The 25,086-nt window shown below is 68.0% G+C and carries 23 protein-coding genes; 11 read left to right on the forward strand and 12 right to left on the reverse strand.

The genetic code is table 11. The features are described 5' to 3' along the window. The first annotated feature begins 6 nt into the window (after window positions 1-6). Both ACSQ86_RS11210 and ACSQ86_RS11215 read left to right on the forward strand, forming a co-directional pair. Entirely contained in the window at window positions 7-1,005 is a 999-nt protein-coding gene (locus tag ACSQ86_RS11210) for an amidohydrolase family protein (protein WP_436303678.1), read from the forward strand. Then, window positions 1,002-2,357 carry an MFS transporter gene (locus ACSQ86_RS11215; RefSeq protein WP_436303679.1) on the forward strand — a complete coding sequence of 452 codons (1,356 nt, stop codon included), beginning with the start codon at window positions 1,002-1,004 and terminating at the stop codon, window positions 2,355-2,357. The genes ACSQ86_RS11210 and ACSQ86_RS11215 overlap by 4 nt, the downstream gene beginning before the upstream one ends. A 45-nt stretch (window positions 2,358-2,402) precedes the next feature. On the opposite strand, the gene ACSQ86_RS11220 is transcribed toward ACSQ86_RS11215, so the two are convergent. Genes ACSQ86_RS11220 through gabT form a run of 5 tightly spaced genes read right to left on the reverse strand, consistent with a single transcriptional unit; the run spans window position 2,403 to window position 7,995 of the window. Beyond that, a complete protein-coding gene (locus ACSQ86_RS11220; protein WP_093109351.1) occupies window positions 2,403-3,224 on the reverse strand; it encodes an ABC transporter permease in 822 nt (273 codons plus the stop codon). A gap of 17 nt (window positions 3,225-3,241) precedes the next feature. Beyond that, a complete protein-coding gene (locus tag ACSQ86_RS11225; RefSeq protein WP_436308857.1) occupies window positions 3,242-4,498 on the reverse strand; it encodes an ABC transporter permease in 1,257 nt (418 codons plus the stop codon). Between the two features lie 6 nt (window positions 4,499-4,504). After that, entirely contained in the window at window positions 4,505-5,533 is a 1,029-nt protein-coding gene (locus ACSQ86_RS11230) for a polyamine ABC transporter substrate-binding protein (RefSeq protein ID WP_436303680.1), read from the reverse strand. A 51-nt stretch (window positions 5,534-5,584) separates the two neighbouring features. Then, complete coding sequence (locus ACSQ86_RS11235) at window positions 5,585-6,679, reverse strand: ABC transporter ATP-binding protein (RefSeq protein WP_436303681.1); 1,095 nt, start codon at window positions 6,677-6,679, stop codon at window positions 5,585-5,587. 23 nt (window positions 6,680-6,702) lie between these two features. Beyond that, complete coding sequence (gabT, locus tag ACSQ86_RS11240; protein WP_436303682.1) at window positions 6,703-7,995, reverse strand: 4-aminobutyrate--2-oxoglutarate transaminase; 1,293 nt, start codon at window positions 7,993-7,995, stop codon at window positions 6,703-6,705. Window positions 7,996-8,155: 160 nt separating this feature from the next. Here gabT and ACSQ86_RS11245 point away from each other — a divergent pair, with 160 nt between their 5' ends. Next, window positions 8,156-9,589 carry a PLP-dependent aminotransferase family protein gene (locus ACSQ86_RS11245; protein WP_436303683.1) on the forward strand — a complete coding sequence of 478 codons (1,434 nt, stop codon included), beginning with the start codon at window positions 8,156-8,158 and terminating at the stop codon, window positions 9,587-9,589. Between the two features lie 103 nt (window positions 9,590-9,692). Here the strand turns inward: ACSQ86_RS11245 and ACSQ86_RS11250 are convergent, their stop codons facing one another. The 3 genes from ACSQ86_RS11250 to ACSQ86_RS11260 all read right to left on the reverse strand — a co-directional run bounded on the left by ACSQ86_RS11250 (window position 9,693) and on the right by ACSQ86_RS11260 (window position 13,386). Then, window positions 9,693-11,045, reverse strand: coding sequence for an esterase-like activity of phytase family protein (locus ACSQ86_RS11250; protein WP_436303684.1), 1,353 nt, complete (start codon window positions 11,043-11,045; stop codon window positions 9,693-9,695). A 74-nt stretch (window positions 11,046-11,119) separates the two neighbouring features. After that, window positions 11,120-11,740: a helix-turn-helix transcriptional regulator gene (locus ACSQ86_RS11255; RefSeq protein ID WP_436303685.1), complete on the reverse strand. Its 621-nt coding sequence runs from the start codon at window positions 11,738-11,740 to the stop codon at window positions 11,120-11,122. A 50-nt stretch (window positions 11,741-11,790) separates the two neighbouring features. After that, a complete protein-coding gene (locus tag ACSQ86_RS11260) occupies window positions 11,791-13,386 on the reverse strand; it encodes a glucan biosynthesis protein (RefSeq protein ID WP_093109343.1) in 1,596 nt (531 codons plus the stop codon). Window positions 13,387-13,532: 146 nt separating this feature from the next. Here ACSQ86_RS11260 and ada point away from each other — a divergent pair, with 146 nt between their 5' ends. The 3 genes from ada to alkB all read left to right on the forward strand — a co-directional run bounded on the left by ada (window position 13,533) and on the right by alkB (window position 16,043). Next, the gene (ada, locus tag ACSQ86_RS11265) at window positions 13,533-14,615 is read left to right on the forward strand and encodes a bifunctional DNA-binding transcriptional regulator/O6-methylguanine-DNA methyltransferase Ada (protein WP_436308858.1); all 1,083 of its coding nucleotides are present in this window, start codon (window positions 13,533-13,535) and stop codon (window positions 14,613-14,615) included. After that, window positions 14,612-15,295: a 2OG-Fe(II) oxygenase gene (locus tag ACSQ86_RS11270; RefSeq protein WP_436308859.1), complete on the forward strand. Its 684-nt coding sequence runs from the start codon at window positions 14,612-14,614 to the stop codon at window positions 15,293-15,295. Before ada ends, ACSQ86_RS11270 begins: the two co-directional genes overlap by 4 nt. Window positions 15,296-15,407: 112 nt before the next feature. Continuing rightward, a complete protein-coding gene (gene alkB / locus ACSQ86_RS11275; RefSeq protein ID WP_436308860.1) occupies window positions 15,408-16,043 on the forward strand; it encodes a DNA oxidative demethylase AlkB in 636 nt (211 codons plus the stop codon). Here the strand turns inward: alkB and ACSQ86_RS11280 are convergent. The 3 genes from ACSQ86_RS11280 to ACSQ86_RS11290 are packed head-to-tail and all read right to left on the reverse strand — an operon-like array spanning window position 16,040 to window position 19,331. Further along, window positions 16,040-17,665, reverse strand: a complete 1,626-nt coding sequence (locus ACSQ86_RS11280; protein WP_436303690.1) for a hypothetical protein — start codon at window positions 17,663-17,665, stop codon at window positions 16,040-16,042. The genes alkB and ACSQ86_RS11280 overlap by 4 nt on opposite strands. Window positions 17,666-17,668: 3 nt before the next feature. Continuing rightward, a complete protein-coding gene (locus ACSQ86_RS11285; RefSeq protein WP_436303691.1) occupies window positions 17,669-18,739 on the reverse strand; it encodes an MBL fold metallo-hydrolase in 1,071 nt (356 codons plus the stop codon). A gap of 25 nt (window positions 18,740-18,764) precedes the next feature. Next, on the reverse strand, window positions 18,765-19,331 hold the full coding sequence (locus ACSQ86_RS11290) for a LuxR C-terminal-related transcriptional regulator (protein ID WP_093109338.1): 567 nt from the start codon (window positions 19,329-19,331) through the stop codon (window positions 18,765-18,767). 93 nt (window positions 19,332-19,424) lie between these two features. Here ACSQ86_RS11290 and ACSQ86_RS11295 point away from each other — a divergent pair, with 93 nt between their 5' ends. From ACSQ86_RS11295 to ACSQ86_RS11310, 4 genes are all read left to right on the forward strand, one after another. Further along, the gene (locus tag ACSQ86_RS11295) at window positions 19,425-20,222 is read left to right on the forward strand and encodes a CoA transferase subunit A (RefSeq protein ID WP_436303692.1); all 798 of its coding nucleotides are present in this window, start codon (window positions 19,425-19,427) and stop codon (window positions 20,220-20,222) included. Window position 20,223: 1 nt separating this feature from the next. Further along, window positions 20,224-20,862 carry a 3-oxoacid CoA-transferase subunit B gene (locus ACSQ86_RS11300; RefSeq protein WP_093109336.1) on the forward strand — a complete coding sequence of 213 codons (639 nt, stop codon included), beginning with the start codon at window positions 20,224-20,226 and terminating at the stop codon, window positions 20,860-20,862. Window positions 20,863-20,864: 2 nt separating this feature from the next. After that, window positions 20,865-22,244 carry a CoA transferase gene (locus ACSQ86_RS11305; RefSeq protein ID WP_436303693.1) on the forward strand — a complete coding sequence of 460 codons (1,380 nt, stop codon included), beginning with the start codon at window positions 20,865-20,867 and terminating at the stop codon, window positions 22,242-22,244. Between the two features lie 102 nt (window positions 22,245-22,346). Then, the gene (locus tag ACSQ86_RS11310) at window positions 22,347-22,559 is read left to right on the forward strand and encodes a LuxR C-terminal-related transcriptional regulator (RefSeq protein WP_436306287.1); all 213 of its coding nucleotides are present in this window, start codon (window positions 22,347-22,349) and stop codon (window positions 22,557-22,559) included. Here the strand turns inward: ACSQ86_RS11310 and ACSQ86_RS11315 are convergent. Continuing rightward, on the reverse strand, window positions 22,556-23,461 hold the full coding sequence (locus ACSQ86_RS11315; RefSeq protein WP_093109333.1) for a LysR family transcriptional regulator: 906 nt from the start codon (window positions 23,459-23,461) through the stop codon (window positions 22,556-22,558). The two genes, ACSQ86_RS11310 and ACSQ86_RS11315, sit on opposite strands and share 4 nt — an antisense overlap. 100 nt (window positions 23,462-23,561) lie before the next feature. On the opposite strand from ACSQ86_RS11315, the gene ACSQ86_RS11320 reads away from it, so the two are divergent. Further along, window positions 23,562-25,082 (forward strand): CoA-acylating methylmalonate-semialdehyde dehydrogenase, encoded by a 1,521-nt coding sequence (locus tag ACSQ86_RS11320; RefSeq protein ID WP_436303694.1) that lies wholly within the window; start codon window positions 23,562-23,564, stop codon window positions 25,080-25,082. Window positions 25,083-25,086: the final 4 nt, after the last annotated feature.

Below are 25,086 nucleotides of genomic sequence, written 5' to 3' on the forward strand. Positions count from 1 at the left end.
TCGGACATGCAAGGAAAGATTGGACTCGAAGAGCACTTCGCTCTCGAAGAAACCCTGATGGACTCCGCGGGCTTCGTTCCGCAGACGCACTGGCCGGAGTTGCGCTCCCGCCTGCTCGACATCCACGACCGGCGCCTGCGCGAGATGGACGCCAACGGCATGCAGATGATGCTGCTGTCGCTCAACGCGCCGGCCGTTCAGGCGATCCTGGACACGGCGCGTGCCAACGACGTCGCTCGCCGCGCGAACGACTTCCTCGCCGAGCAGGTCGCCAGGCGGCCGGACCGTTTCCAGGCGTTCGCGGCACTGCCGATGCAGGACCCGGAGCTGGCGGCCCGCGAGCTCGAGCGCTGCGTCAAGGAACTTGGCTTCAAGGGCGCGCTGGTCAATGGCTTCTCCCAGACCGCTGATCCCAACTCGGTCCTCTACTACGACCATGCCCGGTACTGGCCCTTCTGGGACGTCGTGCAGAAGCTCGACGTGCCCTTCTATCTGCATCCGCGCAACCCGCTGCCGGCCGACGCACGCATCTACGACGGTCATCCCTGGCTGCTGGGGCCGACCTGGGGCTTCGGCCAGGAGACGGCCGTTCACGCCTTGCGTCTGATGTGCAGCGGCCTGTTCGACGAGTATCCGAAGCTCACCCTGATCCTCGGACACATGGGCGAGGGGCTGCCGTACAGCATGTGGCGCATCGACAACCGCAATGCGTGGCTCGAGACGCCGCCCGCCTATCCCGCGCGCCGGAAGATCGCCGAGTACTTCCGCGAGAACTTCTACCTCACGACCTCGGGCAACTTCCGCACGCAGACGCTCATCGACGCGATCCTGGAGATCGGCGCCGACCGGATCCTGTTCTCGACCGACTGGCCGTTCGAGAACGTCGACCATGCCGCCCGCTGGTTCGATTCGGCCAGCATCAGCGAGCGCGATCGCGAAAAGATAGGGCGCACCAACGCGATCGAACTGTTCGGGCTGGACACATTACAAAGGAGACAGACATGACCGATCACGTCAACATCGACGTCAACGAGGAGCTGGCCGAAGCGAAGGTCGGCCGCTTGCACAAGTGGCTGGGCGTCATGATGGCGACGCTCACATTGTTCGACGGCTACGACACATTCAATCCGGCCTACGTCATCCATTACGTGGCGGGACCCTGGGGCCTCGCGCCGGGACAGGCGGGCTTTCTGGTCTCTAGCGGGCTGGTGGGCTTCCTGATCGGCGCCGGAGTACATGGCATCGTGGCCGACCGCGTGGGGCGGCGGGCGACCTTGCTCGGCGGCCTTTGGATCACCAGTGTCTTCACCTTGGCGACGCCCCTGTTCGGCGACTCGTTCGTGATGTTCTGTACGCTTCGCGTCCTGACCGGCCTCGGCCTCGGCGTGCTGCTGCCTCTCGCGACGACCTATATCAACGAGCTCGCGCCGCGCCGCGTGGCCAACACCTTCTCGCTGTGGGGCGTTGCGTTCGGCTGGGCCCTGGGCGGCACGATGGCCGGCCTGGTGGGCGTGTTCCTCACGCCGCTGTTCGGCTGGAAGGTGCTGTACTGGATCGGCTCGCTGTCGATCCCGCTGACCATCGCGCTGCATTTCTGCCTGCCGGAGTCCGTCAAGTTCCTGGCGCTGAAGGGCCGCATCGAAGACATCCGGGCGCTGCTGACGCGCCTGCGTCCCGAACGCGCCGAGGTGTACCGCAATGCGCGCCTGGTGGTGACGGGAGCGGTCACTCAACGCAATCCGGTCGCCGCGCTCCTCAGGCCGCAGACGCGCCGCACGACGCTCACGATCTGGCTGGCCGCCTTCCTGAGCCTCTTCTGCATCTTCGGCCTCACGGGCTGGATTCCGACCGTGATGATGAAGCGGGGCGAGACCTTCGCGGCGAGCTTCGGATTCGGAGCGCTGATGCAGATCATGTCATTCGCCGGCGGCCTGGCCTGCGGCTACCTGGCCGACCGCCGGGGCTCGAGCCGCAGCGTGCTGGCGACCTGGTGGGCGCTGGGCGGGCTCTCGGTGCTCTCGCTGGTCTTCTTCGACGGGCATGTCGTCAACATCGTGTGCACGGCAGCGGCCGGTTTCTTCGTGATCGGTGCGCAGTACGTGCTGAACAACTTCACGGCCCGCTCCTTCGACACCAACGTCCGTGCAACGGCGGTTGGCATGATGCTCAGCGTCGGCCGCTTCGGCGCGATCCTCGGGCCGTTCGTCGTCGGTACGCTGCAGCAGGTTTCTGCAGGGCCCATGCCCATGTTCGTTCTGATCGGCTGCGCCTCGATCGTCGCCGCTATTGCAATCGCTTCGCTGGCAGCGCGGCCGGCGCCGACGCGCGAGGCCGCGGTACTGCATGTGCATGGATAGGAAGCATGCCTGGCGCGCGATCTTCTGGATGTCGCCCAGGCAGATTCAGCGGCGGCGGCCGCGCAGCCATTCGAGCGCCAGCAGCAGGCTGGTTGTGAACACGATCAGCAGCGTCGCGACGGCGGCGATGGTGGGCGAGATGTTCTCGCGGATGCCGGTGAACATCTGGCGCGGCAGCGTGACCTGGTCGGGCCCGGCCAGGAACAGGGTGACGACCACCTCGTCGAAGGAGGTGGCAAAGGCGAACAGCGCGCCCGAGATCACGCCCGGCGCGATCACCGGTAGCGTGATGCGCATGAAGGTGTTGAAAGGCGTTTCGCCCAGGCTCAGCGAGGCGCGCACCAGGTTGTGGTTGAAGCCGGCCAGCGTCGCCAGCACGGTGGTCAGCACGAAGGGCGCGCCCAGCGCGGCATGCACCACGATCAGGCCGAGGTAGCTGTCGGCCAGGCCGATGGGCGCGAAGTAGAGGTACGTCGCCACGCCCACCACCACGATCGGCACCACCATCGGCGAGATCAGCACGCTCATGAGCAGGCCCTTGAACGCGAAGTCCGTGCGCGACAGGCCCACCGCGGCCAGCGTGCCCAGCACGGTGGCGAGCACCGTCGCGGCGGGCGCGACGATGAAGCTGTTGCGCGCGGCCCGGGCCCATTCCGGCGACTCGAACAGGTTGCGGTACCACTTGAGCGACCAGCCGGGGATCGGGTAGGCCAGGAAGGAGCTGTCGGAAAAGGACAGCGGGATCACGACCAGGATCGGCGCCAGCAGGAAGGCCAGCACCGCCACGCAGCCGGCGCGCACCGCCCACCAGCCGAGCTTGTCGGCGAAGGTGGCGTAGGCGGGAAATTCGGGAAGAAGCTTCGGCATGCTTGTCTTTCGTGCCTTCAGCCCAGGCTCAGGTCGGCCTTGCCGACGCGGCGGTACACGGCATAGAGCACCAGAGTGGCGGCCAGCAGCAGCGCGCCGAGCGCACAGGCCATGCCCCAGTTGATTTCGACGTTGGTGTAGCGCGCGACGTAGTAGCTCAGCATCTGGTCGTCGGCCCCGCCCAGGAGCGCCGGCGTCACGTAGTAGCCGATCGCCAGGATGAACACCAGCAGCGCGCCGGCGCCGATGCCGGGGTAGGTCTGAGGCACGTAGACGCGGAAGAAGGCTGCCAGCGGCGGACTGCCGAGCGAGACGGCCGCGCGCAGGTAGGTCGGCGGCACGCTTTTCATGACGCTGTACAGCGGCAGGATCATGAATGGCAGCAGGATGTGGACCATCGAGATGATCACGCCGGTGCGGTTGAACAGCAGCGCCAGCGGGTGGTCGATCAGCCCGATGCCCATGAGGCCGCGGTTGACCAGCCCTTCGGACTGCAGCAGCACGATCCACGCCGCCACGCGCACCAGGATGGAGGTCCAGAAGGGCACCAGCACCAGGATCATCAGCACGTTGGCCTTGCGCGCCGGCAGCGTCGACAACCACCATGCGAGCGGGTAGGCCAGCAGCAGGCAGAAGAAGGTGACCACGGCGCTGATCTCGAAGGTGCGCAAGAGGATGCCGCCGAAGGCGCGCTGGTCCAGCGGCATGCGCTCGACGCTGCCCGCGGCGTCGCGCCGCAGGTCGACCGAGGCCAGCAGGTAGTCGGGCGTCCAGCGCGAGCCGTTCTTGGCGATCGCCTGCCAGTAGGGCACCTCGCCCCAGCGCGCGTCGATCTCCAGCAGGCGCGCCTTGATTTCCTCCGGCGTGCCGGCGATCGGCAGCGCGCGGTAGGTGCTCATCACGAGCGAGCGGGCGCCGGCGATTTCGGTATTGAGCCGGCGCGCCAGCGCGCCCGCATCGGCGCTGTCGGGCAGTTGGCCGAGGTCGGCCGCGATCGCCGCGTAGGCCTGCGGCGCGGGCGCCTCCTGGCGATTCCAGCCGTCGAGCGCGCGCACCGTGCGGGGCAGGGCGTTGGCCACCTCCGGGTTCTCGACCGCGCGCTGCAGCAGCGCCACGATCGGCACCAGCAGCGTGAGCAGCAGGAACAGCAGCAGCGGCAGCGTGAGCGCGAACGCGCGCCACTTGCGGCGCGCCTCGGCGCGCGCCAGGGCGCGTCGAAGCTCTCCCGGCGGGGCCTCCGCCGGGAGGTGGGAGGCGAGCGTTGCCGCGTGCATGGCCGCTTACTGCGTGGCCCACGAGGCGAAGCGCTTCTCGAGCGCCTCGCCCTGGTCGGCCCAGAAGGCGACGCTGAACTGGATGGCTTCCTTGGCATTGGCGGCCGAGGTCGGCAGGTCGTCCAGCACCTTCTTGTCGAGCGAAGCCAAGGCCTTGGTGTTGGTCGGGCCGTAGGCGATGTTCTGCGCATAGACCGCCTGCGCCGCCGGCTGCATGGCGAACTGGATGAACTTGAGCGATGCCTCCTTGTTGGGCGCGCCCTTCGGAATGACCCAGTAGTCGAGGTCGTAGATGCCGCCCGGCCAGAAGATCTTCAGCTTGCGGCCTTCGCGGTTGGCGGCGTCGATGCGGCCGTTGTAGACCGTGGTCAGCACCACATCGCCGGCCACCAGGAACTGCGGCGGCTGCGCGCCGGCTTCCCACCACTGGATGTTGGGCTTGAGCTCGGTGAGCTTCTTGAAGGCGCGGTCGGCGCCTTCCTTGGTGGCCAGCACCTTGTAGACGTCGGCCGGCTTCACACCGTCGGCCATCAGCGCGAATTCGAGGTTGTAGCGCGCGCCCTTGCGCATGCCGCGCTTGCCCGGGATCTTCTTCACGTCCCAGAAATCGGCCCAGGAGGTGGGGGCGGTCTTGAGCTTCTCGCCGTTGTAGGCCATGACGGTGGACCACACGAACACGCCGACGCCGCATTCGGTGACAGCGGCCGGCAGGAAGTCCGCCTTGTTGCCGATCTTCGAGTAGTCGAGCTTCTCGAACAGGCCTTCGTCGCATCCGCGCGCAGCGTCGGGCGATTCGACCTCGACCACGTCCCAGGTGACCTTCTTGGTCTCGACCATGGCCTTGATCTTGGCCTGCTCGCCGTTGTATTCGACCGGGATGACCTTGATGCCGGTTTTCTCGAAGGGCTCGTAGTAGGCCTTCTTCTGGGCATTGGCGTTGGCGCCGCCGAAGTTGACGACGGTGATCTGCTGCTGCGCAAATGCCGGCAGCGCGAGCGCGGCGGCGACGATGAGGGCGAGGCGGGTCTTTTTCATAGAAAGATTCCTTGTGGGTTGGCGGTGACGAGAAATGGGATGCGAAGGCGCTCAAGCCGCATAGATGCGCACGTGGTCGACCGGGAATCTGAGCGAGACCCGCTCGCCGCCTTGCGGTGGCGCGGCGCCCTGCAGGCCGCTGAGCGGCAGCTTGACCGTGGCGTCCGCCTGGCCGCCGCCGATGCTGCACAGCAGCCGCAGGTGGTCGCCGAAGTAGATGACGCGTGCCACCTCGGCCGCGAGCACGTCGGGGCCCGATGCCTCGCTCTGCCGCTGCAGCACCACGCGCTCGGGGCGGATGCAGGCCTCGACCTTGGCACCCGCGGCCGCGCCACTCACGTTCAGGCCGGTCAGCACGCGGCCGTCGGGCAGCGCCATTTCGGCGCAGTCGCCGGCGCTGCGCAGCACGCCCTTGAGCACCGTGTTGTCGCCGACGAAGCCGGCCACGAAGCGGTTGGCGGGCGCCTCGTAGAGCTGCTCCACCGAGTCGAGCTGCTGGATCACGCCCTCGTTGAACACCGCGACGCGGTCGCTCATGGTGAGGGCTTCGCCCTGGTCGTGCGTCACGTAGACGAAGGTCACGCCGAGCTGGCGATGCAGTTCCTTCAACTCGATCTGCATGTGTTCGCGCAGCTGCTTGTCGAGTGCGCCGAGCGGCTCGTCCATCAGCACCAGCTGCGGCTCGAACACCAGGGCGCGCGCCAGCGCCACGCGCTGCTGCTGGCCGCCGGAAAGCTGGCCGGGCAGGCGGTCGTTCATGCCGCGCAGCTGGACCATCTCGAGCGCGCGCTGCACGCGGCGCTGCTGCTCGTCCTTCGGCACCTTGCGCACCGTGAGCGGGTAGGCCACGTTCTGGCCCACGCTGAGATGCGGGAACAAGGCGTAGTTCTGGAACACCATGCCGAAGTGCCGCTTGTGCGGCGGCGTGCCGGTGATCTGCTGGCCATCGAGCAGGATGTCGCCGGAGGTCGGCGACTCGAAGCCGGCCAGCATCATCAGCGTGGTGGTCTTGCCCGAACCCGAAGGCCCGAGCAGGCTCAGGAACTCGCCCCGGTGGATGTCCAGGTCGAGCTGGCGCACCACCAGGTGCTCGCCGTCGTAGGTTTTCTGGACGCGCTGGAAGCGCACCAGAGGTTCTTGGGTCATGGAGGTGTTCAAGTATGGACCGATCAGCGCAGCGCGGCGAAGCTGTCCGCCAGAATCGCCAGGCCTTCGTCCACTAGCAAGTCGGATGCCGTCAGCGGCACCAGCACGCGAATCACGTTGCCGTAGCTGCCGCAGGACAGCAGGATCAGCCCACGCCGTGCCGCCTCCGCGACCACCTTGCGGGTGAGGGCGGCGTCGGGGCGGGTGGTATCGCCCTCCTCGAACAGCTCGATGGCCACCATCGCCCCGAGCCCGCGCACATCGCCGATCGCCGGCACCTCGGCCGCGATGCGGCGCAGGCCGGTCTTCAGGCGCTCGCCCAGGGCCTTGCTGCGCGCCAGCAGCTGCTCGTCGTCGAACACCTTGAGCACCGCGAGCGCCGCGGCGCAGCCGATCGGGCTGCCGGCGTAGGTGCCGCCCAGCCCGCCTGGCGCGGGCGCATCCATGACCTCGGCGCGGCCCACCACGCCGGAGATCGGGAAGCCGCCCGCCATCGACTTGGCGGTGGTGATCAGGTCGGGCGCCACCGGCCACTGCTCGCTGGCGAACCAGGTGCCGGTGCGGCCGGCGCCGGTCTGCACCTCGTCCGCGATGAGCAGGATGCCGTGGCGGTCGGCCAGCGCGCGCAGGCCTTCGACGAAATCGTTGGGCGCCACGTAGAAGCCGCCTTCGCCCTGCACCGGCTCGAGGATGAAGGCCGCCACGCGCCCGGGCTCGATGTCGTTCTTGAACAGCAGTTCGACCGAGTGCAGCGCGTCGTCGACGCTCACGCCGTGCAGTGCGTTCGGATACAGGGCATGGAACACCTCGCCCGGGAACGGTCCGAAGCCGAGCTTGTAGGGCGCCACCTTGCCGGTCAGGCCGAGCGTCATCATCGTGCGGCCGTGGTAGCCGCCGGTGAAGGCGATGACGCCGGGCCGCCGGGTGAACGAGCGCGCGATCTTGACCGCGTTCTCCACCGCCTCGGCGCCGGTACTCAGGAAGATCGATTTCTTCGCGAAGTCGCCGGGCGCCAGCGTGTTGAGGCGTTCGGCCAGCTCGACGTAGGGCTCGTAGGCCAGCACCTGGAAGCAGGTGTGCGAATAGAGATCGAGCTGCGCCTTGACCGCCGCACTGATCTCGGGGTGGCAGTGCCCGGTGTTGAGCACGGCAATGCCGCCGGCGAAATCGATATAGCGGCGGCCCTCGACGTCCCAGATCTCGGCGTTGCTGCCGCGGCTGACGAATATGTCATGGGCCTGGCCGACCCCGCGGGCGACGGCCGCGGTGCGGCGTGCCATGAGGGCGGCGTTGCTGAGATGGGGTTCGCGCTGCATGGATACGACCTGTGCCTGAATGGGAATGGCGGCACTTTAGGTTTCGCAAGCCGGCGCGGCCATGTACAGCCGGAGCGCTCGTTCGGCGGACTGTACTGGTCTTGTATCCTGTACATACTTTCCTCCATATGGTGCAGATCGGTCTGCCGAGGCACACCCGATGCTCATTCTTCGCCCCGAACTTCCGACACCTCTGGTCAGCCAGATCGTGGAGGGGCTGCGCGGGCTGATCGGCACCCAGAAACTCAAGGCCGACAGCAAGCTGCCGTCTATCCGGGCCTTTGCCGCCGCCCACGGCGTCAGCGTCTTCACCGTGGTCGAGGCCTACGACCGGCTGGTGGCGCAGGGCCTGCTGGTGTCGCGCGCCAACGCGGGCTTCTTCGTCAAGCGACGCAGCGAGGAGGGCGCCGCCGGTGCGGCCGGCACGCCGCGCGCCGACCCGCGCTTCGACGCCCGGTGGTACCTGCAGCAGATCTTCGAGAACCGCAACCTGCAGCTCAAGCCGGGCTGCGGCTGGCTGCCGCACGACTGGCTGTTCGAGGACGGCATGCGCCGCAGCCTGCGCCACCTGTCTGCCGGCGGCACCGACATCGGCGGCTACGGCCTGCCCTTCGGGCACATGGCGCTGCGCATGGCGGTGGCCGAATCGCTTTCGGAGCGCCAGATCGTGGTCGACGCCGCGCAGGTGCTGCTGACCCAGGGCTCCAGCCAGGCGCTGGACCTGGTGGCTCGCCGGCTGCTGAAGCCGGGCGAAGCGGTGCTGGTGGACGACCCCGGCTATCCCAACCTGATGTTCATGCTGCGCTTCCTGGGCGTCCATCTCATCGGCGTGCCGCGCACGCCGACCGGCTACGACCTCCCGGCGCTGGAGGCGCTGCTGGCGGCGCACCGGCCCAAGGCCTTCTTCACGCAGCCGCGGCTGCAAAGCCCGACCTGCTCGACGGCTTCCCTGCCGCAACTCGTGCGGCTGCTGGAACTTGCCCAGGCGCACGATTTCATGCTGGTCGAGAACGACATCTACGCCGACATGGACGCCTCGATGCGCCCGTCGCTGGCCAGCCTGGGCCAGTTGCGCCAGGTCGTCTACGTGAGCAGCTTCTCGAAAACCATCTCGCCGAACATCCGCGTCGGCTACGTCGTCGCCAGGCCCGAACTGCTCGAAGACCTGGCGCAGCTCAAGATGGTCTCCGGCCTGACCTCCTCGGACATCACCGAGCGGCTGGCCTTCGGCACCGTGACCGACGGCCGCTGGCGCAAGCACCTCAAGTCGCTGCGCGACCGGCTGGCCCAGGCGCAGGCCGGCGTGGCGCGCAGGCTGGACGCGCTCGGCTTCGAGCTGTTCCACGAGGCATCGGCGGGGATGTACCTGTGGGCCAGGCACCCGGACATCGTCGACAGCGCCGAACTCTCCACGCGCGCGGCCGCCGAGGGCATCATGCTCGGCCCGGGCCAGCTGTTCCTGGTCAACCCGCACCCGACCGGCTGGCTGCGCTTCAATGTCGCATTCAGCGAGGACGAGCGGCTCTGGAGCTTTCTGAGCCGCAGCATCGAACAGCTGCAGAGCGGCGAGCTGACGCAGCAGGTCGAAGGATGAACGCGGGCGGTGTGAGGCGCCAACAGCCGTTCGCCCTGAGCTTGTCGAAGGGCTCGCCCCGCCTTCGACAAGCTCAGGCCGAACGGTTGGTTGGGCAATTGCACTACTTGGCCCTCAGCAGCTCCCCCACCTCCAGCAGCACCAGCTCGTTGTCGTCCGCCTTGTTCGGCTCGCGGCTGCTGGAGAAGGGCAGGTTGTTGTCGTTGCCCACCACGATGTGCGTGGCATCGACCACCTCGACGTTCTCGATCGTGAAGAAGGGAAACTTGAGCACGCCGTCGTTGAGCGGCTTGCGCGCCAGCTTGTTGGGATCGGCGATCGAGAGCAGGTCGATGTAGCCGATCTTGCGCACCGCCTGGCCGGCGTTGGCGTCGTTCAGCTCGATCTTGTAGACGCGCTTGAACTTCGCGAGGTCGTGGAAGCAGTCGCTGCGCTTCTGGCCTTCGGGGCAGGCCTTGTCGGCCGTGCCTTCGCCGTTGTCGCGCTCGATGATGAGGCCGGTCGTCGCATCGATCATGTTGAAGTCGCCGATCGCGTGGCCGTTGGCCTCCAGCGGGTACTTCCAGTGGCGGCCGGTCCACTTCTCGCTCGCGACGTCGAACTCGAGCACGCGCAGCGCCTCCTTGCCGTCGATGCGCTCGTAGTCCTTGGCCTCGGCGTTCCACACCGGACCTTCGAGCAGGGCGTAGAGCTTGCTGCCGTCCTTCGATGCAGCCATGCCTTCGAAGCCCTTGGAGCGCCGGATCTGGAAATCGACCGCGCCGCCGGGGGCGCCCGGCGTCGTCACGGCGGGATGATCGGGCGAGCGCACCGTCTTGCCGTCGACCTGGGTCTCGAACACCGCGAGCACCTTGCCCTTCAGATCAGCCTTGACCAGGTAGGGGCCGAACTCCTCGCCGATCCACAGCGCGCCGCCCGCGAACTGGAAGCTCTCGGGGTCGAAGTCGGAGCCGGTCAGCAAGCGCTGCTTGCTGCCTTCATGGACGATGCGGAAGGGCACCTTCTTGTCCGGGTCGTGCAGGAACACCGTGCCCGTGCGCTCGAACTTGCCGCTCTTGAAGTCCACCTTGTAGTGGTTGAGGTAGAGCATGAAGTCGGGCGAGTTGGCCTTGGCGCCGGCGCCGTTGTCGGTGAGGATCCAGAAGCTGCCGTCGTCCATCTTCTTGATGCCCGAATGGCCCTGTACCGGCTGCCCCTTGAAGGGCAGCGAAACGCCCGTGCCGCGCCCGGCCGACAGGCCTTCGATGCTGCCCAACGCCTCGACGCGCTTGCCGCTGGTGAACTTGCCGCTCACTTGCAGGTCGGCCGGCGCGTCTTTCGGCGCGGCAATGAAGCTTTGCGCCGGCAGCAGCGCATGGCCGGCGAGCGTGGTGGGGTAGGCGGTCTGTGCCATGGCACTGCCGCAGGCAAGGGCGGCGGCCAGGGCGGTGAAGGAGAGGGAGGCGATGCGCATCATGTTCCGGGTGGCTTGAGATAAAGCCTTGCACCATGCCGGCGCCGGGTGACGACGCCGTGACAAGTTAACAGGCCCTACTTCGCGTCGCTGTACACCGTCGCTCGCGACACGCCCATGTGTGCGGCGGCGATCTCCATGCCGCGGCGGATGTCGAGGAAGCCGGCTTTCTTCAGGTCCTGCACAAGCTGCCTGCGGTCCGCCGGCTTGAGCGATCGTGCGCTGGTGGCGCGCGTGGCGGCGAACTCGTCGACCCGCTCGCAGATGCGGTCGGCATGCCGCGCGTCCAGCGTTTCACTGATCTCGCTCGATTCGATGCGGGTGAACTGCGCGAGCGCAGCCTGGAAGCCCTGGAACAGCGTGAGGTCCACGTTCAGGCACAGCGCGGCGACGTACTCGCCGCTCTCGTCCTTGATGCCGATCGAGGTGCTCTTGACCTTGCGGCCGTCGGCGAACTGGTTGGCGTAGTTGGTGATGACGGCCGGGTAGTCCGGGTCGCCGATGCGCGCCAGGCCCAGCTCCGTCACCGGTTGGCCCACGCGGCGCCCGCTCAGGTTGTTCTCGATCGCGAAGATCGCGTTCTTCGGATGGGTGAGGTCGTGGACGACCACCTCGCAGAAAGGAGCGAAGGTTTTCCCGAGGCCCTGCGCGATGGTCTGCAGCTCCCGCAGCAGGAGCTTGTTCGGCTTTTTCTTCATCGGCCGAATGTATCCAACATTGGACGAAGCGTCCAAGTCGGTCGTGGGGATCAGCCCGGCTGGTACTGGTACAGCCAGGTCTCGGTCAGCGTCTGGTCGCCGTTCTTCAGGTACAAGCGCATGTCGGCCGGCTCGCTGCCATCCACGGTGAAGTCGAACTGCGCGCGCCAGTGGCCCGGCACGCCGTTGGGCACCGCTTCCGAGAAGATGTAGGAGAACTTGCCGCGCGAAGCCGTGAGCACGAGCTCGGGCTTGACGCCGAAGGGGATCGTCTCCAGCGGCTTGCCGATGAACTCGACCATGAACTTGCGCACGCCCTGCGGCCGCTGCGTGCCCGGCTGCCCGCCGCGCCCGAGGCGCGTCGCCACGCAGCGCGCGAGCGGGGAGGGAAAGGGCTCCTGGTCGGTCCAGTGCAGCCGGTACTTGAGGTTGTAGCTGGAGCCCGCGGCGGCCGGCGCCTTGGGCACCCAGCAGGCGAGGATGTTGTCGTGGATCTCGTCGTCGGTCGGTATCTCGACCAGTTGCACCGAACCTTCACCCCAGTCGCCCAGCGGTTCGACCCAGAGGCTGGGGCGCTTCTCGTAGAACACGCCGTCCTGGTAGTGGTCGAAGGCGCGGTCGCGCTGCAGGAGGCCGAAGCCGCGCGGGCGCGTGTCGCTGAAGGACGAGGCGCGGGTCTGCGTGGGATTGTTCAGCGGTCGCCAGATGCGCTCGCCGGCGCCGTTCCAGATCGCGAGGCCGTCGGAGTCGTGCACCTCGGGCCGCCAGTCGATGCCGGTGGGCCTGCTTTCCGAGTACCAGTACATCGAGGTCAGCGGCACCAGCCCGAGGCGGCCGATGTCGCGGCGCAGGAAGAGGCGCGACTCGATGTCCATCAGCACCGCCTTGCCGCGCTGCATCATGAACTTGTAGGCGCCGGTGATGCTCGGTCCCTCGAGCAGCGCATAGACCGTCATCGTGTTCGCATCCGGCGCAGCCGGCGGCTCGAAGTAGAAGCGCGTGAAGTTCGGGAACTCCTCGGGCCGGTCGGGCATGGCCGCATCGAGCGCGATGCCGCGGGCCGACAAGCCGTACTGGTAGAGCTCGCCGATGGCGCGGAAGTAGGAGGCGCCGAGGAAGGCGACCCAGTCGTTGGTCTGCCAGGGCAGCTTCTTCTGATCGCCGTTGCGGCTTTCCTGCAGGCGGAAGCCCGCGAAACCGGCGCCGTCCGGCAGCTTGCGCGCGGGGCTGTCGTCCGGCATCGAGAAATATGCGCTGTCGTAGAGGATCTCGCGCGCAAAACCGTCGCCGCTCGCGGCCTCGGTCACATACATGTGGACCGGCGTCTGGAAGTAGCGCCCGAGGTGGAAGAAGGTGACCGGGAAGGGGCCGGGGCCGTCGCGGAACAGCGCGTTGTCGGGGTTGTACTTGATCTTGCCGTGCGCGTCGTAGTCGATGCGCTGGAGCACGTCGGCCGGCAGCGTGTTGTCGGCCACATAGGGTTTGGCGGCCTGCGATTTCGCGAAGGTAACAAGACGTTCGAAAGAGAAGGGCCGGGGTTGTGCGAGCTTGATTCCGCCGGCTGCGAGGGCATCTGGAGGGAATCCGAGAGCGGCGAGCGCCATGGAGGCGCCGCTGGCGGTGAGGAGTGAGCGGCGATCGATCATTGGCCGAAATGGTAACGAGGCCCGACGCGCTGGCCCGTAGGCCAAGGCCGGAAATGTCCGAATTCGAAAGCAAGAGCCGGAGTGCGCATGCAACCCCTGATCCCTAGAGTGGATGCATCGATCAACGACACTGCTAGAGGATCCACATGAACATGAGCAACCCCAACGAAATCCGCGCCCTCGCGACCGTGAGCGATCCGCGCTGGGAGGCGGTGGCCGCGCGCGATCCGGCGGCCGACGGCAAGTTCTTCTATTCGGTCAGGACCACGGGGGTGTATTGCCGGCCCTCCTGCGGCGCGCGCCCGGCCCGGCCCGAGAACGTGGACTTCCACGCCACGGCCGCCGACGCAGAGCGTGCGGGCTTCAGGCCCTGCAAGCGCTGCAAGCCCGACCAGCCCGCGCTGGCCGAACAGCATGCGGCGCAGGTGGCCGAGCTGTGCCGCTTCATCGAGCGCGCCGAAGAGGCGCCCACGCTAGCCCAGCTCGCCGAGCGTGCCGGACTCAGCAGCTACCACCTGCATCGCATCTTCAAGGAGGTCACGGGCCTCACGCCCAAGGCTTACGCGGCCGCGCACCGCGCGAAGCGCGTGCGCCTGGAGCTCGCGCGCAGCGACACGGTGACGGATGCGATCTACGACGCCGGCTACAACTCCAACGGCCGTTTCTACGAGAGCTCGAACAAGATGCTCGGCATGACGCCGACCGCGTGGCGCGCCGGCGGCGCCAACACCGATATCCGCTTCGCGATCGGCGAATGCGCACTCGGCGCGATCCTGGTCGCGCAGAGCGAGCGCGGCGTCTGCGCGATCGCGCTGGGCGACGATCCGGATGCGCTGGTGCGCGCGCTGCAGGACCAGTTCCCGCAGGCACGGTTGATCGGCGGCGATGCGGCCTTCGAGGAACTGGTGGCCAAGGTGGTGGGCTTCGTCGAGGCACCGGGCCTGGGCCTGGACCTGCCCTTGGACGTGCGCGGCACCGCCTTCCAGCAGCGCGTGTGGCAGGCGCTGCGCGAGATCCCGGCCGGCACGACCGCGAGCTATGCCGAGATCGCCCGGCGCATCGGCAGCCCGAAGTCGGTGCGTGCCGTGGCCCAGGCCTGCGGCGCCAATGCGATTGCCGTGGCGATCCCGTGTCACCGTGTGGTGCGCAGCGACGGCAGCCTGTCGGGCTATCGCTGGGGTGTGGAGCGCAAGAGTGCCTTGCTCGAGCGGGAGGCGAGCGCCGCATGATCGATTGGGACCAAGTGGCGCTGGACCTCGATGCCGAGGGCAGCGCCTTGATCGAGCGGTTGTTGACACGCGAGGAGTGCGAGTCGCTGTCGGCGTTGTACCCGCTCGATCCGCTGTTTCGCAGCCGCGTGGTGATGGAAAGGCACGGCTTCGGGCGCGGCGAGTACAAGTACTTCGACTATCCCTTGCCGGAGCGCCTGGCGGGCTTGCGCGAAGCGGTCTACGCGCAGCTCGCGCCCATCGCCAACCGGTGGAACCAAGTCATGGGCATCGAGGTGCGCTATCCGCCACGGCATGCCGACTTCATCGCGCGCTGCCATGCGGCGGGCCAGACGCGGCCCACGCCGTTGTTGCTGCAGTACGGCGCCGACGACTACAACTGCCTGCACCAGGACCTGTACGGCGAGCACGTGTTCCCGCTGCAGCTCGTGATCCTGCTGTCGGAGCCCGGCCGCGATTTCACCGGCGGCGAGTTCGTGATGACCGAGCAGCGGCCGCGCATGCAGTCGCGGCCGATGGTGCTGCCGCTGCGCCAGGGCGACGCGGCCGTCATCGCGGTGCACCACCGGCCGGTGCAGGGCACGCGCGGCGTCTACCGCGCCAATCTGCGGCATGGTGTGAGCCGCGTGCGTTCGGGCCAGCGCCACACGGCCGGCATCATCTTCCACGACGCGACATGAAGCTCACCCCCAGGCTTCGCGCACTTCGTGTCGCTACGCCAACCCCCTCACCGGGGGCAACACCAGCGGCCCGGCAAAGCCGGTTCCGCGGTGTTCCCCGAAGGAGCCGCGCGTGACAGAGGATCTGTTTGAATCGTCTGTCGAATCGCTGGGCCCGGGCGCGGTGTGGCTGCGTGCTTTTGCGACGCCGCATGAAGCCGCGCTGCTGGCCGGCGTGAACGAAGTGACGGCGCAGGCGCCGCTGCGCCACATGGTCACGCCGGGCGGCTTTCGCATGTCGGTCGCGATGAGCAACTGCGGCGCGCTGGGCTGGGTCACGGATCGCACGGGCTACCGCTACGACACCATCGATCCGGACACCGGCCGGCCCTGGCCATGTATACCGGAGGCCTTCTCGCAGCTCGCGACCGAGGCCGCGGCGGCCGCCGGCTTCGAGGGCTTTGTGCCGGATGCCTGCCTGCTCAACCGCTATGAAGCAGGCACGCGCCTTTCGTTGCACCAGGACCGCAACGAGCGCGACATGCGCTGGCCCATCGTCTCGGTGTCGCTCGGCATGCCGGCGGTCTTCCTCTTCGGCGGCGCGAAGCGTGCGGACAAGGCGCGCCGCGTGCCGCTCGCGCATGGCGACGTGGTCGTGTGGGGCGGGCCGGCGCGGCTGCACTACCACGGCGTGCTGCCGCTGAAGGAAGAGGCGCATCCCTTCATGGGCGCCTGCCGCGTCAACCTGACCTTTCGCAAAGCCGGTTAGCGGGGGCGCGAGGAAGGCTCCCACGAATCGGGCGTGGTCGCGACGAGCGACCTGAGATCGGACCACGGCTTCGCACCCGGCACGCGCGTGCCGCCCGTCACCGCCACCTTTGCGAAGGCCACCATGCGCTCCCGCAGGTAGCGCAGGTCGGCCGGCGCCCAGGTCTCCATCGAATGCGGCCCGCGGGCCACCACGATCTCCTTCGCGCCGCGGATGCGGTCGTAGGCCGCGATCGTTCCTTCCACGCTCTCGGCGCGGTCCCACAGTCCCTTGCCGAAGAAGGCTGCTGGCCATTTGTCCATGCCCGCGAGCGTGGCCGAGCTCGGATAGAAGACGATGTGATGGTCGGCCGCCATGCCGGCCGCGAAGAGGTTGCGGTCGGCCAGGTCGGGCGATGCCGGCACGTAGCCCGCGCCGCTCGCAAAGGACGCGAGCAGGATCGCGCCCTTGATGTTCTTCAGGCCCTTGGGCGGCGTGCAAGTCACGCTCGGCATGTCGTAGCTGCACGATTCGACGAAGTTCTTCGTCATGGCCCAGGCGGTCGACATCGAGCCGCGCGAATAGCCGGCGAGGATGATCGGAATCCGGTCGGCCTTCATGCCCGCGAGCAGCCGGCCGCCGGCCGCGCTGCCTTCGAGCAGTTGGCCCGAAGGCGTCAGCATGCGCATGCCGCGCCCGCTCTCGAGTTGCTCGAGCACGCGGAACACGTCCTCGCCCTGTTCGAGCGTGTGGGTGTCGCTGAAGCCGCCCGAGAGGCCTTCGCCGCGGCGGTCGTAGCCCAGCACGTCGAAGCCGGCCATGTTCAGCGCATGCAGGTTCTCGCGCCACCAGCGCTGGCCCATGGTCTCGGTGGTGGCGTTGGGGAAGGCGATGTCCACCGTCTTGCCGGTGGCCAGATCGATGCGGTAGGACTTCTCGTCAGGATGCTGGATCGCCGTGAGCTGGCCACCACCACCGCTGGCCATGATGACCAGCGCACGCAGCTTGCCGCCCTTGCCGTCGTCCACGCCGCTGCCCTCGATGTACCAGCCGCGCAGCTTGATGGTGTCGTGCATCTTCAGGTCGATGCGCTCGAAGCTGTCGCGCGGTGCGCTGAATTCGACCGTGTAGCTGCGCGGCTCGGCCTCGGCGATCGATTCGTTGTAGGGCGCTTTGGCGAAGAAGGCCGGGCGCCGGATCTGCCGCAGGTCGACCTGGCCGTCGGGATCGATCCGGCCCGAGGGATCGACCACGCCGGTCGAGCGCGTCGCGCGCTCCTTGTTGGGCGGCAGCCAGCGCTGCATCTGCGCATCGATGCGGCGAAAGCAGGCGGCATCGGCCTTGCAAGCGTTCCAGCGCGCCTTGAGCTTGGCGTCGGTGAATTCATCGACGTGGAAGTCGCGGCCTGCGTAGTCCTTCGGCTGGCGGTTTGCGGTCAACAGCAAGGGAACGCAGACCGTGCCGCCGGCCGCGGTCGGCAGGAGGTAGCCGGGAAGTTCGGCATTGCGGTCGGTGCCGACGCGCGCCGTGCAGTCGGTGGATGGCGGCGCGGCGCGGGCCTCGCGAGGCGGCGCGTTGCTGCAGCCGGCCAGCAAGGCCATGGCTGCCAGGATGCAGCTGGCGGCGCGCGGCATGTTCGTCATGGTTCAAGTTCTCTTCGTTGCGGCAACCCGGGGAGCGAGTTTGCGCGTCTCGCCGATCGCCATCACGAAGAATTCGTCCTCCGGCATGCCGCGCGCCACGCGCAATTCGGCCAGCTTCCGCGGCGGCTCGTCCAGCGACTCGTCCGTCAGTTCGAAGGTGCCCCAGTGCACGCCGAGCGAGCGCTTGGCGCCGAGGTCGTCGTGGATCTGCAGCGCCTCCTCGACGTTCACATGCTGCGCGCTCATGAACCAGCGCGGCGCGTAGGCGCCGATGGGCAGCAGTGCGATGTCGAAGCCGCCGCCTTGTGCGGCTGTCTGCCTGTTCTCGAAATGCCGGCGGATGTCGCTGAAGTCGCGCGAGTAGCCGGTGTCGCCGGCAAAGAGCAGATGGCAGTCCGGCGCGAACACCGCAAAGCCGCCCCACAAGGTGGCGAGCGCATCGCGCGGTCCGCGCGAGGACCAGTGCTGTGCCGGCACCAGCACGACCTCGGCCTCGCCCTGCGGCGTCGCGATGCGATGGCTGTCCCACCAATCCAGCTCCACGGCATGCCGGATGCCCTGCGCCCTGAACCATGGCTGGAGGCCCAGCGGCACGACGAAGAGCGGCGGGCCGCCGGGCTGCCGGTTCAGCGCCGTCACCGACGCGGCATCGAGATGGTCGTAGTGGTTGTGCGAGACCAGCACCAGGTCCACATGCGGCAGCTCGGGCAGCGCGATGCCGGGCGGCACATGGCGCCGCGGCCCCGCGAACTGCACGGGCGAGGCGCGCTCGGAGAACATCGGGTCGGTCAGCAGCGTGAGGCCGCCGAGCTGGGCCAGCACGGTCGAGTGGCCGATCCACGTGACGGCGGGCGCCATCCGTGCGCCAGCCTTTGCGTTGGCGTGCAGCCACGGCAGATCGGGCGCCGCCTGGGGGATGGGCGCGAGCGGCGAGCGGGGCAGGCCGGCGCGCGCGGCCTCGCGGCGCCATCGCAGCAGCTCGGCGAGGCTCTTGGGCTGGAACTCGATGTAGTTGTTCTGGAAGCCGCGCGCGCGATGGTGCGGCGGCTTGGTGGGGCCGGGGGACGAAGACATGGTGTCGGATCGTGCCGTAGCCGGCTTAGCCGGCGATGAGCTTCTGCACCAGCTCGGCCGTGGTCGCCGCCGCGTACTTGCGCATCAGCCGCGCGCGGTGGATCTCGACCGTGCGGTGGCTGATGCCGAGCACCTTGCCGATTTCCTTCGAGGTCAGGCCCTGCATCACCTGGGCCGCCACCTCGCGCTCGCGCGGCGTGAGTTCGGCCTTGGCCGCCCTGCGCGAGCCGAGGTCCTCGAAGGTCCAGATGCCGGCTTCGTGCGGTGCGGCGCGGTTGAGCGCCTGGCCGCTCACGTGGCACCAGAAGGTCTCGCCCGCGAAGGCGCCATGCAGGCTGCCGACCCTTCTCATCATGCGGTTGTCGGCATAGCGGCCGCTCGCGTTGAGAATCGGCTCCATGCGCTTGCCGATGCGCTCGAATTCGGCGACGCTCGGGTAGAGCACGCGAAACGATTCACCGACGAGGTCATGAGGCGTGGTGCCGAACATCTCGCACAGGCGCGCATTGCAGTCGACGATGATGCGGTGGCGCGACAGCACCATGCCAACCGGTGCCTGCTCGAAGGCGAGCCGGTAGTCGATCGCGTGCAAAAGAGTGTCGGGTGTCTCCATTACGAAATACTACGTATGCCTGTACGTAGTATCGTCTCAGGCGCTTCATCAACCATTTCCGAACGAGGAACCATGGCCAACAAGATCTATCCCTCCGCCGACGCAGCGCTCAAGGGCGTCGTCGCCGACGGCCAGACACTCGCGGTCGGCGGCTTCGGCCTCTGCGGCATTCCCGAGGCGCTGATCGATGCGCTGCACGACTCGGGCGTCAAGAACCTGACCTGCATCTCCAACAACGCCGGCGTCGACGGCTTCGGCCTGGGCAAGCTGCTCGGCACGCGCCAGATCAAGAAGATGATCGCAAGCTACGTGGGCGAGAACAAGGAGTTCGAGCGCCAGTACCTGGCCGGCGAGCTCGAGCTCGAGTTCACGCCGCAGGGCACGCTGGCCGAGAAGCTGCGCGCCGGCGGCGCCGGCATCCCGGCCTTCTTCACCAAGACCGGCGTGGGCACGATGGTCGCGGAGGGCAAGGAGCTGCGCGAGTTCGATGGCGAGACCTATGTGATGGAACGCTCGCTGGTGCCCGATGTGGCGCTGGTCAAGGCCGACGTGGCCGACAAGTCGGGCAACCTGCGCTTCCGCCTCACGGCGCGCAACTTCAATCCGGCCGCTGCCATGGCCGGCAAGATCTGCATCGTCGAGGTCGAGAAGATCGTCGAGATCGGCGAGCTCGCGCCGGACGACATCCACCTGCCGGGCATCTACGTGCACCGCATCGTGCTCAACAACAAGCCCGAAAAGCGCATCGAGAAGCGCACCGTGAGCGCCGCGGTCGATGTCGCTGCCGCCAAGGTCGAGGCGCAGGCCGCCATCGCGCAGGCTGCCGTGAACACGGGCAGTCCCGCCACCATCAAGAACAAAGGAGCCTGACATGCCCTGGACCCAAGACCAGATGGCGGCACGCGCCGCGCAAGAACTCGAAGACGGTTTCTACGTCAACCTCGGCATCGGCATCCCCACGCTGGTGGCCAACTTCGTCGGCGACAAGGAAGTCTGGCTGCAGAGCGAGAACGGCATGCTCGGCATTGGCCCCTTTCCCACCGAGGACCAGGTCGACGCCGACCTGATCAACGCCGGCAAGCAGACCGTAACCACCATTCCCGGCTCGGCCATCTTCGGCAGCCACGAAAGCTTCGCGATGATCCGCGGCGGCAAGATCAACCTTTCGATCCTCGGTGCCATGCAGGTCAGCGCCAAGGGCGACCTCGCCAACTGGATGATCCCCGGCAAGATGGTCAAGGGCATGGGTGGCGCCATGGACCTGGTGGCCGGCGTCAAGCGCGTGATCGTGCTGATGGAACACGTCGCGAAGAAGAAGGACGGCACCGAGGACCTCAAGATCCTCGAGCAGTGCACCTTGCCGCTCACCGGCGTGGGCGTGGTCGACCGCGTCATCACCGACCTGGCCGTGATGGACGTCACGCCCGAGGGTCTCAAGGTGATCGAGCTCGCCGACGGCGTGACTTTCGAGGCGCTACAGGCCAAGACGGGTGTGAAGCTGCTTCACTGAAGATGAAGGTCATCGGCGCGTTGCAGGGGCTCTGGCAGCAGGCCGGCCTGCCCGCCGATGCGCTGGACTTCGTGCAACTGAGCGGCGCCGATCCGGTGCTGCCCTCGTCATTCGCCGTCGGCGCGGCGGCGCAGAGCACCATCGCGGCTGCCGCGCTCGCGGCCTGCGAGCTGGGCCACCTGCGCGGCGTGCCGCGCCAGCAGGTCGTGGTCGACATGCTGCATGCCGCGCTCGATTGCACGGCCTGGTTCAGCATCGATGGCCACGTGCCGCCGCAATGGGATCCATTCTCCGGCCTCTACCGTTGCGCAGACGGCTGGGTGCGCGTGCATGCCAACTTTGCCCACCATCGCGACGGCGCGCTGCGCTTGATGGGGCTGGCGCCGGCGACCGCGCAGCGCGCCGACGCCGAGGCGGCCATGGCGGCGTGGAGGGCCAACGACTTCGAACAGGCGGCGGCCGAAGCCGGCCTCGTGGCCACTGCCTTGCGCCGCTTCGACGAATGGGACGCGACGCCGCAGGGCCGGGCCGTGGCGGTACAGCCGCTCTTCACCATCGAGCGCATCGGCGACGCGCCGCCGCTGGGTTTGCCGCCGCTGCACGTCCACGAACGGCCCCTGGCCGGGTTGCGTGTGCTCGATCTCACGCGTGTGCTCGCGGGGCCGGTCGGCTGCCGCGCGCTCGCGGCCTACGGTGCCGACGTGATGCTGGTCAATTCGCCGCAACTGCCCAACATCGAAGCCATCGCCGACACCAGCCGCGGCAAGCTCTCGGCCCACGCGGATCTGCGCAGCGAGGCGGGACGCGACGCGCTCGCGCGCCTGCTGGCCGATGCCCACGTGTTCGTGCAGGGCTACCGGCCCGGCGGCCTGGCGGCGCTCGGGTTCGGGGCCCAGGACGCGGCAGTCCGGCGTCCGGGCATCGTCTACGTTTCGCTCTCGGCCTATGGGACCGAGGGGCCCTGGTCGCAGCGCCGCGGCTTCGATTCCCTGGTGCAGACCGCCATGGGCTTCAACCACGCCGAGGGCGAGGCGGCCGGCGACGGCAAGCCCAGGCCCTTGCCGATGCAGATCATCGACGAGGCGACCGGCTACCTGATCGCGATGGGCGCAGCCGCTGCGCTGTGGCGCCAGCAGCAGGAGGGCGGCAGCTGGCATGTGCAGGTCTCGCTGGCGCAGACCGGGCATTGGCTGCGCGGGCTCGGGCGGGTGCGTGGCGGCCTGGCGCTGGTCAAGCCCGACAGGGAGCCCTGGCTCGAGAGCGCGTCATCGGGTTTCGGCGAACTCCGCGCCATGCGCCACAGCGCGCGGCTGGCGCGAACGCCGGCCGGCTGGGCGCGTCCCTCGATGCCACCCGGCAGCCACCCGCCGATCTGGCCGTAAGTCCTAAAGCGCGCCAAGAAAAGCGACCACCATCGACAAGCCAAAGCTCGACGCAGTCATGAGGAGCGCGGCGCACAGGAGCCTGGCTCTGTGCGAGAGCCTGTGCCAGACCCGGCGCGCCCGGGCAGCAAGGCCCAGCGGCGCCAACCGTTTCAGCAACTCCGGGATGCCGGCCTTCGCCGTCGCCTTTTGAATCTCAGTCCCCATACCGTCAAGCGACACCTGGCGCGCATCCTCGAGCGGCTGGAGTTGGCCTCGCGCGGAGAAGCGGCGGACTGGTACCGCAGGCGCCAGGGCTCGCAGCATCGCAACTAGCCGGCGGCGGCATCCGCCGGCAGCAGCACCTCGCGCTGCGCCTCCACCGTCTCACGCAGGAAGTTCCAGGTGGCCTGCATGCGCGCCAGGTGCCGCGTCTCGGCCGCAACCGACATCCAGAAAGTGCGCGTGAAGTTCGCCTCGCCCGGCAGCACGCGGCGCAGCGAGGCGTCGCGCTCGGCGATGAAGGCCGGCAGCACCGCGATGCCGGCACCCGCCGCGGCGGCCTGGTGCTGCGCGAGGATGCTGGTGCTGCGCAGCGCGAACGAATCGGGCCGGTACAGCTCGTCGAGGTACTGCAGCTCCTTGCTGAAGAGCAGGTCGTCCACGTAGCTGATGAAGCTGTGGCCGCGCAGGTCCTCGCGCGCAGCGATCGGCTTGTGCGATGCCAGGTAGTGCTCCGACGCGTAGAGACGCAGCACGTAGTCCGTCAGCTTGGTCACCACCACCGGCCCGCGCGCCGGGCGTTCGAGCGAGATCACGATGTCGGCCTCGCGGCGCGACAGGTGCACCAGCCGCGGCATCGCCAGCAGGTCGATCACGAGCTTGGGGTGCTGCTGCGCGAAGAGCGCGAGCCTCGGCGCCAGCACGATGGTGCCGAAGCCCTCGGTGGCGCCGATGCGCACCAGGCCCGACAGGCCCTCGCGCGAAGCGGGCGCCGCGCTCTCGACCGCGAGAAAGGCGCTCTCCATCGCCTCCACCTGCGGTTGCAGCCGGCGGCCCGCTTCGGTGAGGCGATGGCCGCCGGCCTCGCGCGAGAAGAGGGCGCTGCCGACTTCCTTCTCGAGCGCCTGGATGCGGCGCGCCACCGTCGTGTGGTCGACCGCGAGCCGGCGTGCAGCGCTCACCAACGTGCCGGTGCGCGCGAGCTCCAGAAAGAAGCGCAGGTTGTCCCAGTCCATGCTTTGCAATTATGCAGATCGTGGGTGCGTATTTGTCTATTGCCATGGCAAAAGTGCAAAGCTAGCATTGGTTGCTGCACCCCATCAGGAGACAAAGTTCATGGACGCCACCACCACACCCGCGACCCAGGTCGCGACCGTCAAGCTGCTGATCGGCGGCAAGTTCGTCGAGTCGAAAACCACCGAGTGGCGCGACATCGTCAACCCGGCCACGCAGCAAGTGCTGGCCCGCGTGCCCTTCGCCACGCAAGCCGAAGTCGATGCCGCCGTGGCCTCGGCCAAGGAAGCCTTCAAGACCTGGCGCAAGACGCCGATCGGCGCGCGCGCGCGCATCTTCTTGAAGTACCAGCAACTCATCCGCGAGAACATGGCCGAGCTGGCCGCGACCCTCACGGCCGAGCAGGGCAAGACCCTGCCCGATGCCGAAGGCGACGTGTTCCGAGGCCTCGAAGTGGTCGAGCACGCATCGAACATCGGCAACCTGCAGCTCGGCGAGCTGGCCAACAACGTCGCCAACGGCGTCGACACCTACACGCTGCTGCAGCCGCTGGGCGTGTGCGCGGGCATCACGCCCTTCAACTTCCCGGCCATGATCCCGCTGTGGATGTTCCCGATGGCCATCGTCACCGGCAACACCTTCGTGCTGAAGCCCTCCGAGCAGGACCCGATGGTCACGATGCGCCTGGCCGAGCTCGCGCTCGAAGCCGGCATCCCGGCCGGCGTGCTCAACGTCGTGCATGGCGGCGAGGCGGTGGTCAACGCGATCTGCGATCACAAGGACATCAAGGCGATCTCCTTCGTCGGCTCGACCAAGGTCGGCACCCACGTCTACAACCGCGCCACGCTCGCCGGCAAGCGCGTGCAATGCATGATGGGCGCCAAGAACCACGCCATCGTGATGCCCGATGCCAACAAGGAGCAGACGCTCAATGCGCTGGCCGGCGCGAGCTTCGGTGCGGCCGGGCAGCGCTGCATGGCGGTGTCGGTCGCGGTGCTGGTGGGCGAGGCGCAGAAGTGGGTGCCCGAACTGGTCGAGAAGGCCAAGACGCTGAAGATCGGCGCCGGCACCGAGAAGGGCGTGGACGTCGGTCCGCTGGTGTCGTGCGCGGCCTACGAGCGCGTCAACGGCTTGATCGAACGCGGCGTGGCCGACGGTGCCACGCTGGCGCTGGACGGCCGCAACCCCACGGTGCCCGGCTACGAAAAGGGCAACTTCGTCGGCCCAACGGTCTTCGCCGACGTCAAGCCCGGCATGACCATCTACGATCAGGAGATCTTCGGCCCGGTGCTTTGCCTGGCCAATGCCGAGAGCATCGACGAAGCCATTGAGCTCATCAACGCCAACCCGAACGGCAACGGCACCGCGATCTTCACGCAGTCGGGCGCCGCGGCGCGCCGCTTCCAGGAAGACATCGACGTCGGGCAGGTCGGCATCAACGTGCCGATCCCGGTTCCGGTGCCGATGTTCTCCTTCACCGGTTCGCGCGGCTCGAAGCTCGGCGACCTCGGCCCCTATGGCAAGCAGGTCATCATGTTCTACACGCAGACCAAGACGGTGACGGAGCGCTGGTTCGACGACGACACGGCGCACGGGCTCAACACGACCATCAGCCTGAAGTAATCTC

Source organism: Variovorax sp. LjRoot130 (assembly GCF_964253755.1).
Lineage (GTDB): Bacteria > Pseudomonadota > Gammaproteobacteria > Burkholderiales > Burkholderiaceae_C > Variovorax.

Coding starts and splice junctions, on each gene's coding strand:
- ACSQ86_RS11220 (WP_093109351.1), bottom strand. CDS start 3,224: ATGCCGAAGCTTCTTCCCGAATTTCCCGCCTACGCCACCTTCGCCGAC.
- ada (WP_436308858.1), top strand. CDS start 13,533: ATGAACATGAGCAACCCCAACGAAATCCGCGCCCTCGCGACCGTGAGC.
- ACSQ86_RS11300 (WP_093109336.1), top strand. CDS start 20,224: ATGCCCTGGACCCAAGACCAGATGGCGGCACGCGCCGCGCAAGAACTC.
- ACSQ86_RS11285 (WP_436303691.1), bottom strand. CDS start 18,739: ATGTCTTCGTCCCCCGGCCCCACCAAGCCGCCGCACCATCGCGCGCGC.
- ACSQ86_RS11235 (WP_436303681.1), bottom strand. CDS start 6,679: ATGACCCAAGAACCTCTGGTGCGCTTCCAGCGCGTCCAGAAAACCTAC.
- ACSQ86_RS11260 (WP_093109343.1), bottom strand. CDS start 13,386: ATGATCGATCGCCGCTCACTCCTCACCGCCAGCGGCGCCTCCATGGCG.
- ACSQ86_RS11305 (WP_436303693.1), top strand. CDS start 20,865: ATGAAGGTCATCGGCGCGTTGCAGGGGCTCTGGCAGCAGGCCGGCCTG.
- ACSQ86_RS11255 (WP_436303685.1), bottom strand. CDS start 11,740: ATGAAGAAAAAGCCGAACAAGCTCCTGCTGCGGGAGCTGCAGACCATC.
- gabT (WP_436303682.1), bottom strand. CDS start 7,995: ATGCAGCGCGAACCCCATCTCAGCAACGCCGCCCTCATGGCACGCCGC.
- ACSQ86_RS11320 (WP_436303694.1), top strand. CDS start 23,562: ATGGACGCCACCACCACACCCGCGACCCAGGTCGCGACCGTCAAGCTG.
- ACSQ86_RS11270 (WP_436308859.1), top strand. CDS start 14,612: ATGATCGATTGGGACCAAGTGGCGCTGGACCTCGATGCCGAGGGCAGC.
- ACSQ86_RS11210 (WP_436303678.1), top strand. CDS start 7: ATGCAAGGAAAGATTGGACTCGAAGAGCACTTCGCTCTCGAAGAAACC.
- ACSQ86_RS11295 (WP_436303692.1), top strand. CDS start 19,425: ATGGCCAACAAGATCTATCCCTCCGCCGACGCAGCGCTCAAGGGCGTC.
- ACSQ86_RS11280 (WP_436303690.1), bottom strand. CDS start 17,665: ATGACGAACATGCCGCGCGCCGCCAGCTGCATCCTGGCAGCCATGGCC.
- ACSQ86_RS11250 (WP_436303684.1), bottom strand. CDS start 11,045: ATGATGCGCATCGCCTCCCTCTCCTTCACCGCCCTGGCCGCCGCCCTT.
- ACSQ86_RS11245 (WP_436303683.1), top strand. CDS start 8,156: ATGCTCATTCTTCGCCCCGAACTTCCGACACCTCTGGTCAGCCAGATC.
- ACSQ86_RS11215 (WP_436303679.1), top strand. CDS start 1,002: ATGACCGATCACGTCAACATCGACGTCAACGAGGAGCTGGCCGAAGCG.
- ACSQ86_RS11225 (WP_436308857.1), bottom strand. CDS start 4,498: ATGCACGCGGCAACGCTCGCCTCCCACCTCCCGGCGGAGGCCCCGCCG.
- ACSQ86_RS11230 (WP_436303680.1), bottom strand. CDS start 5,533: ATGAAAAAGACCCGCCTCGCCCTCATCGTCGCCGCCGCGCTCGCGCTG.
- ACSQ86_RS11315 (WP_093109333.1), bottom strand. CDS start 23,461: ATGGACTGGGACAACCTGCGCTTCTTTCTGGAGCTCGCGCGCACCGGC.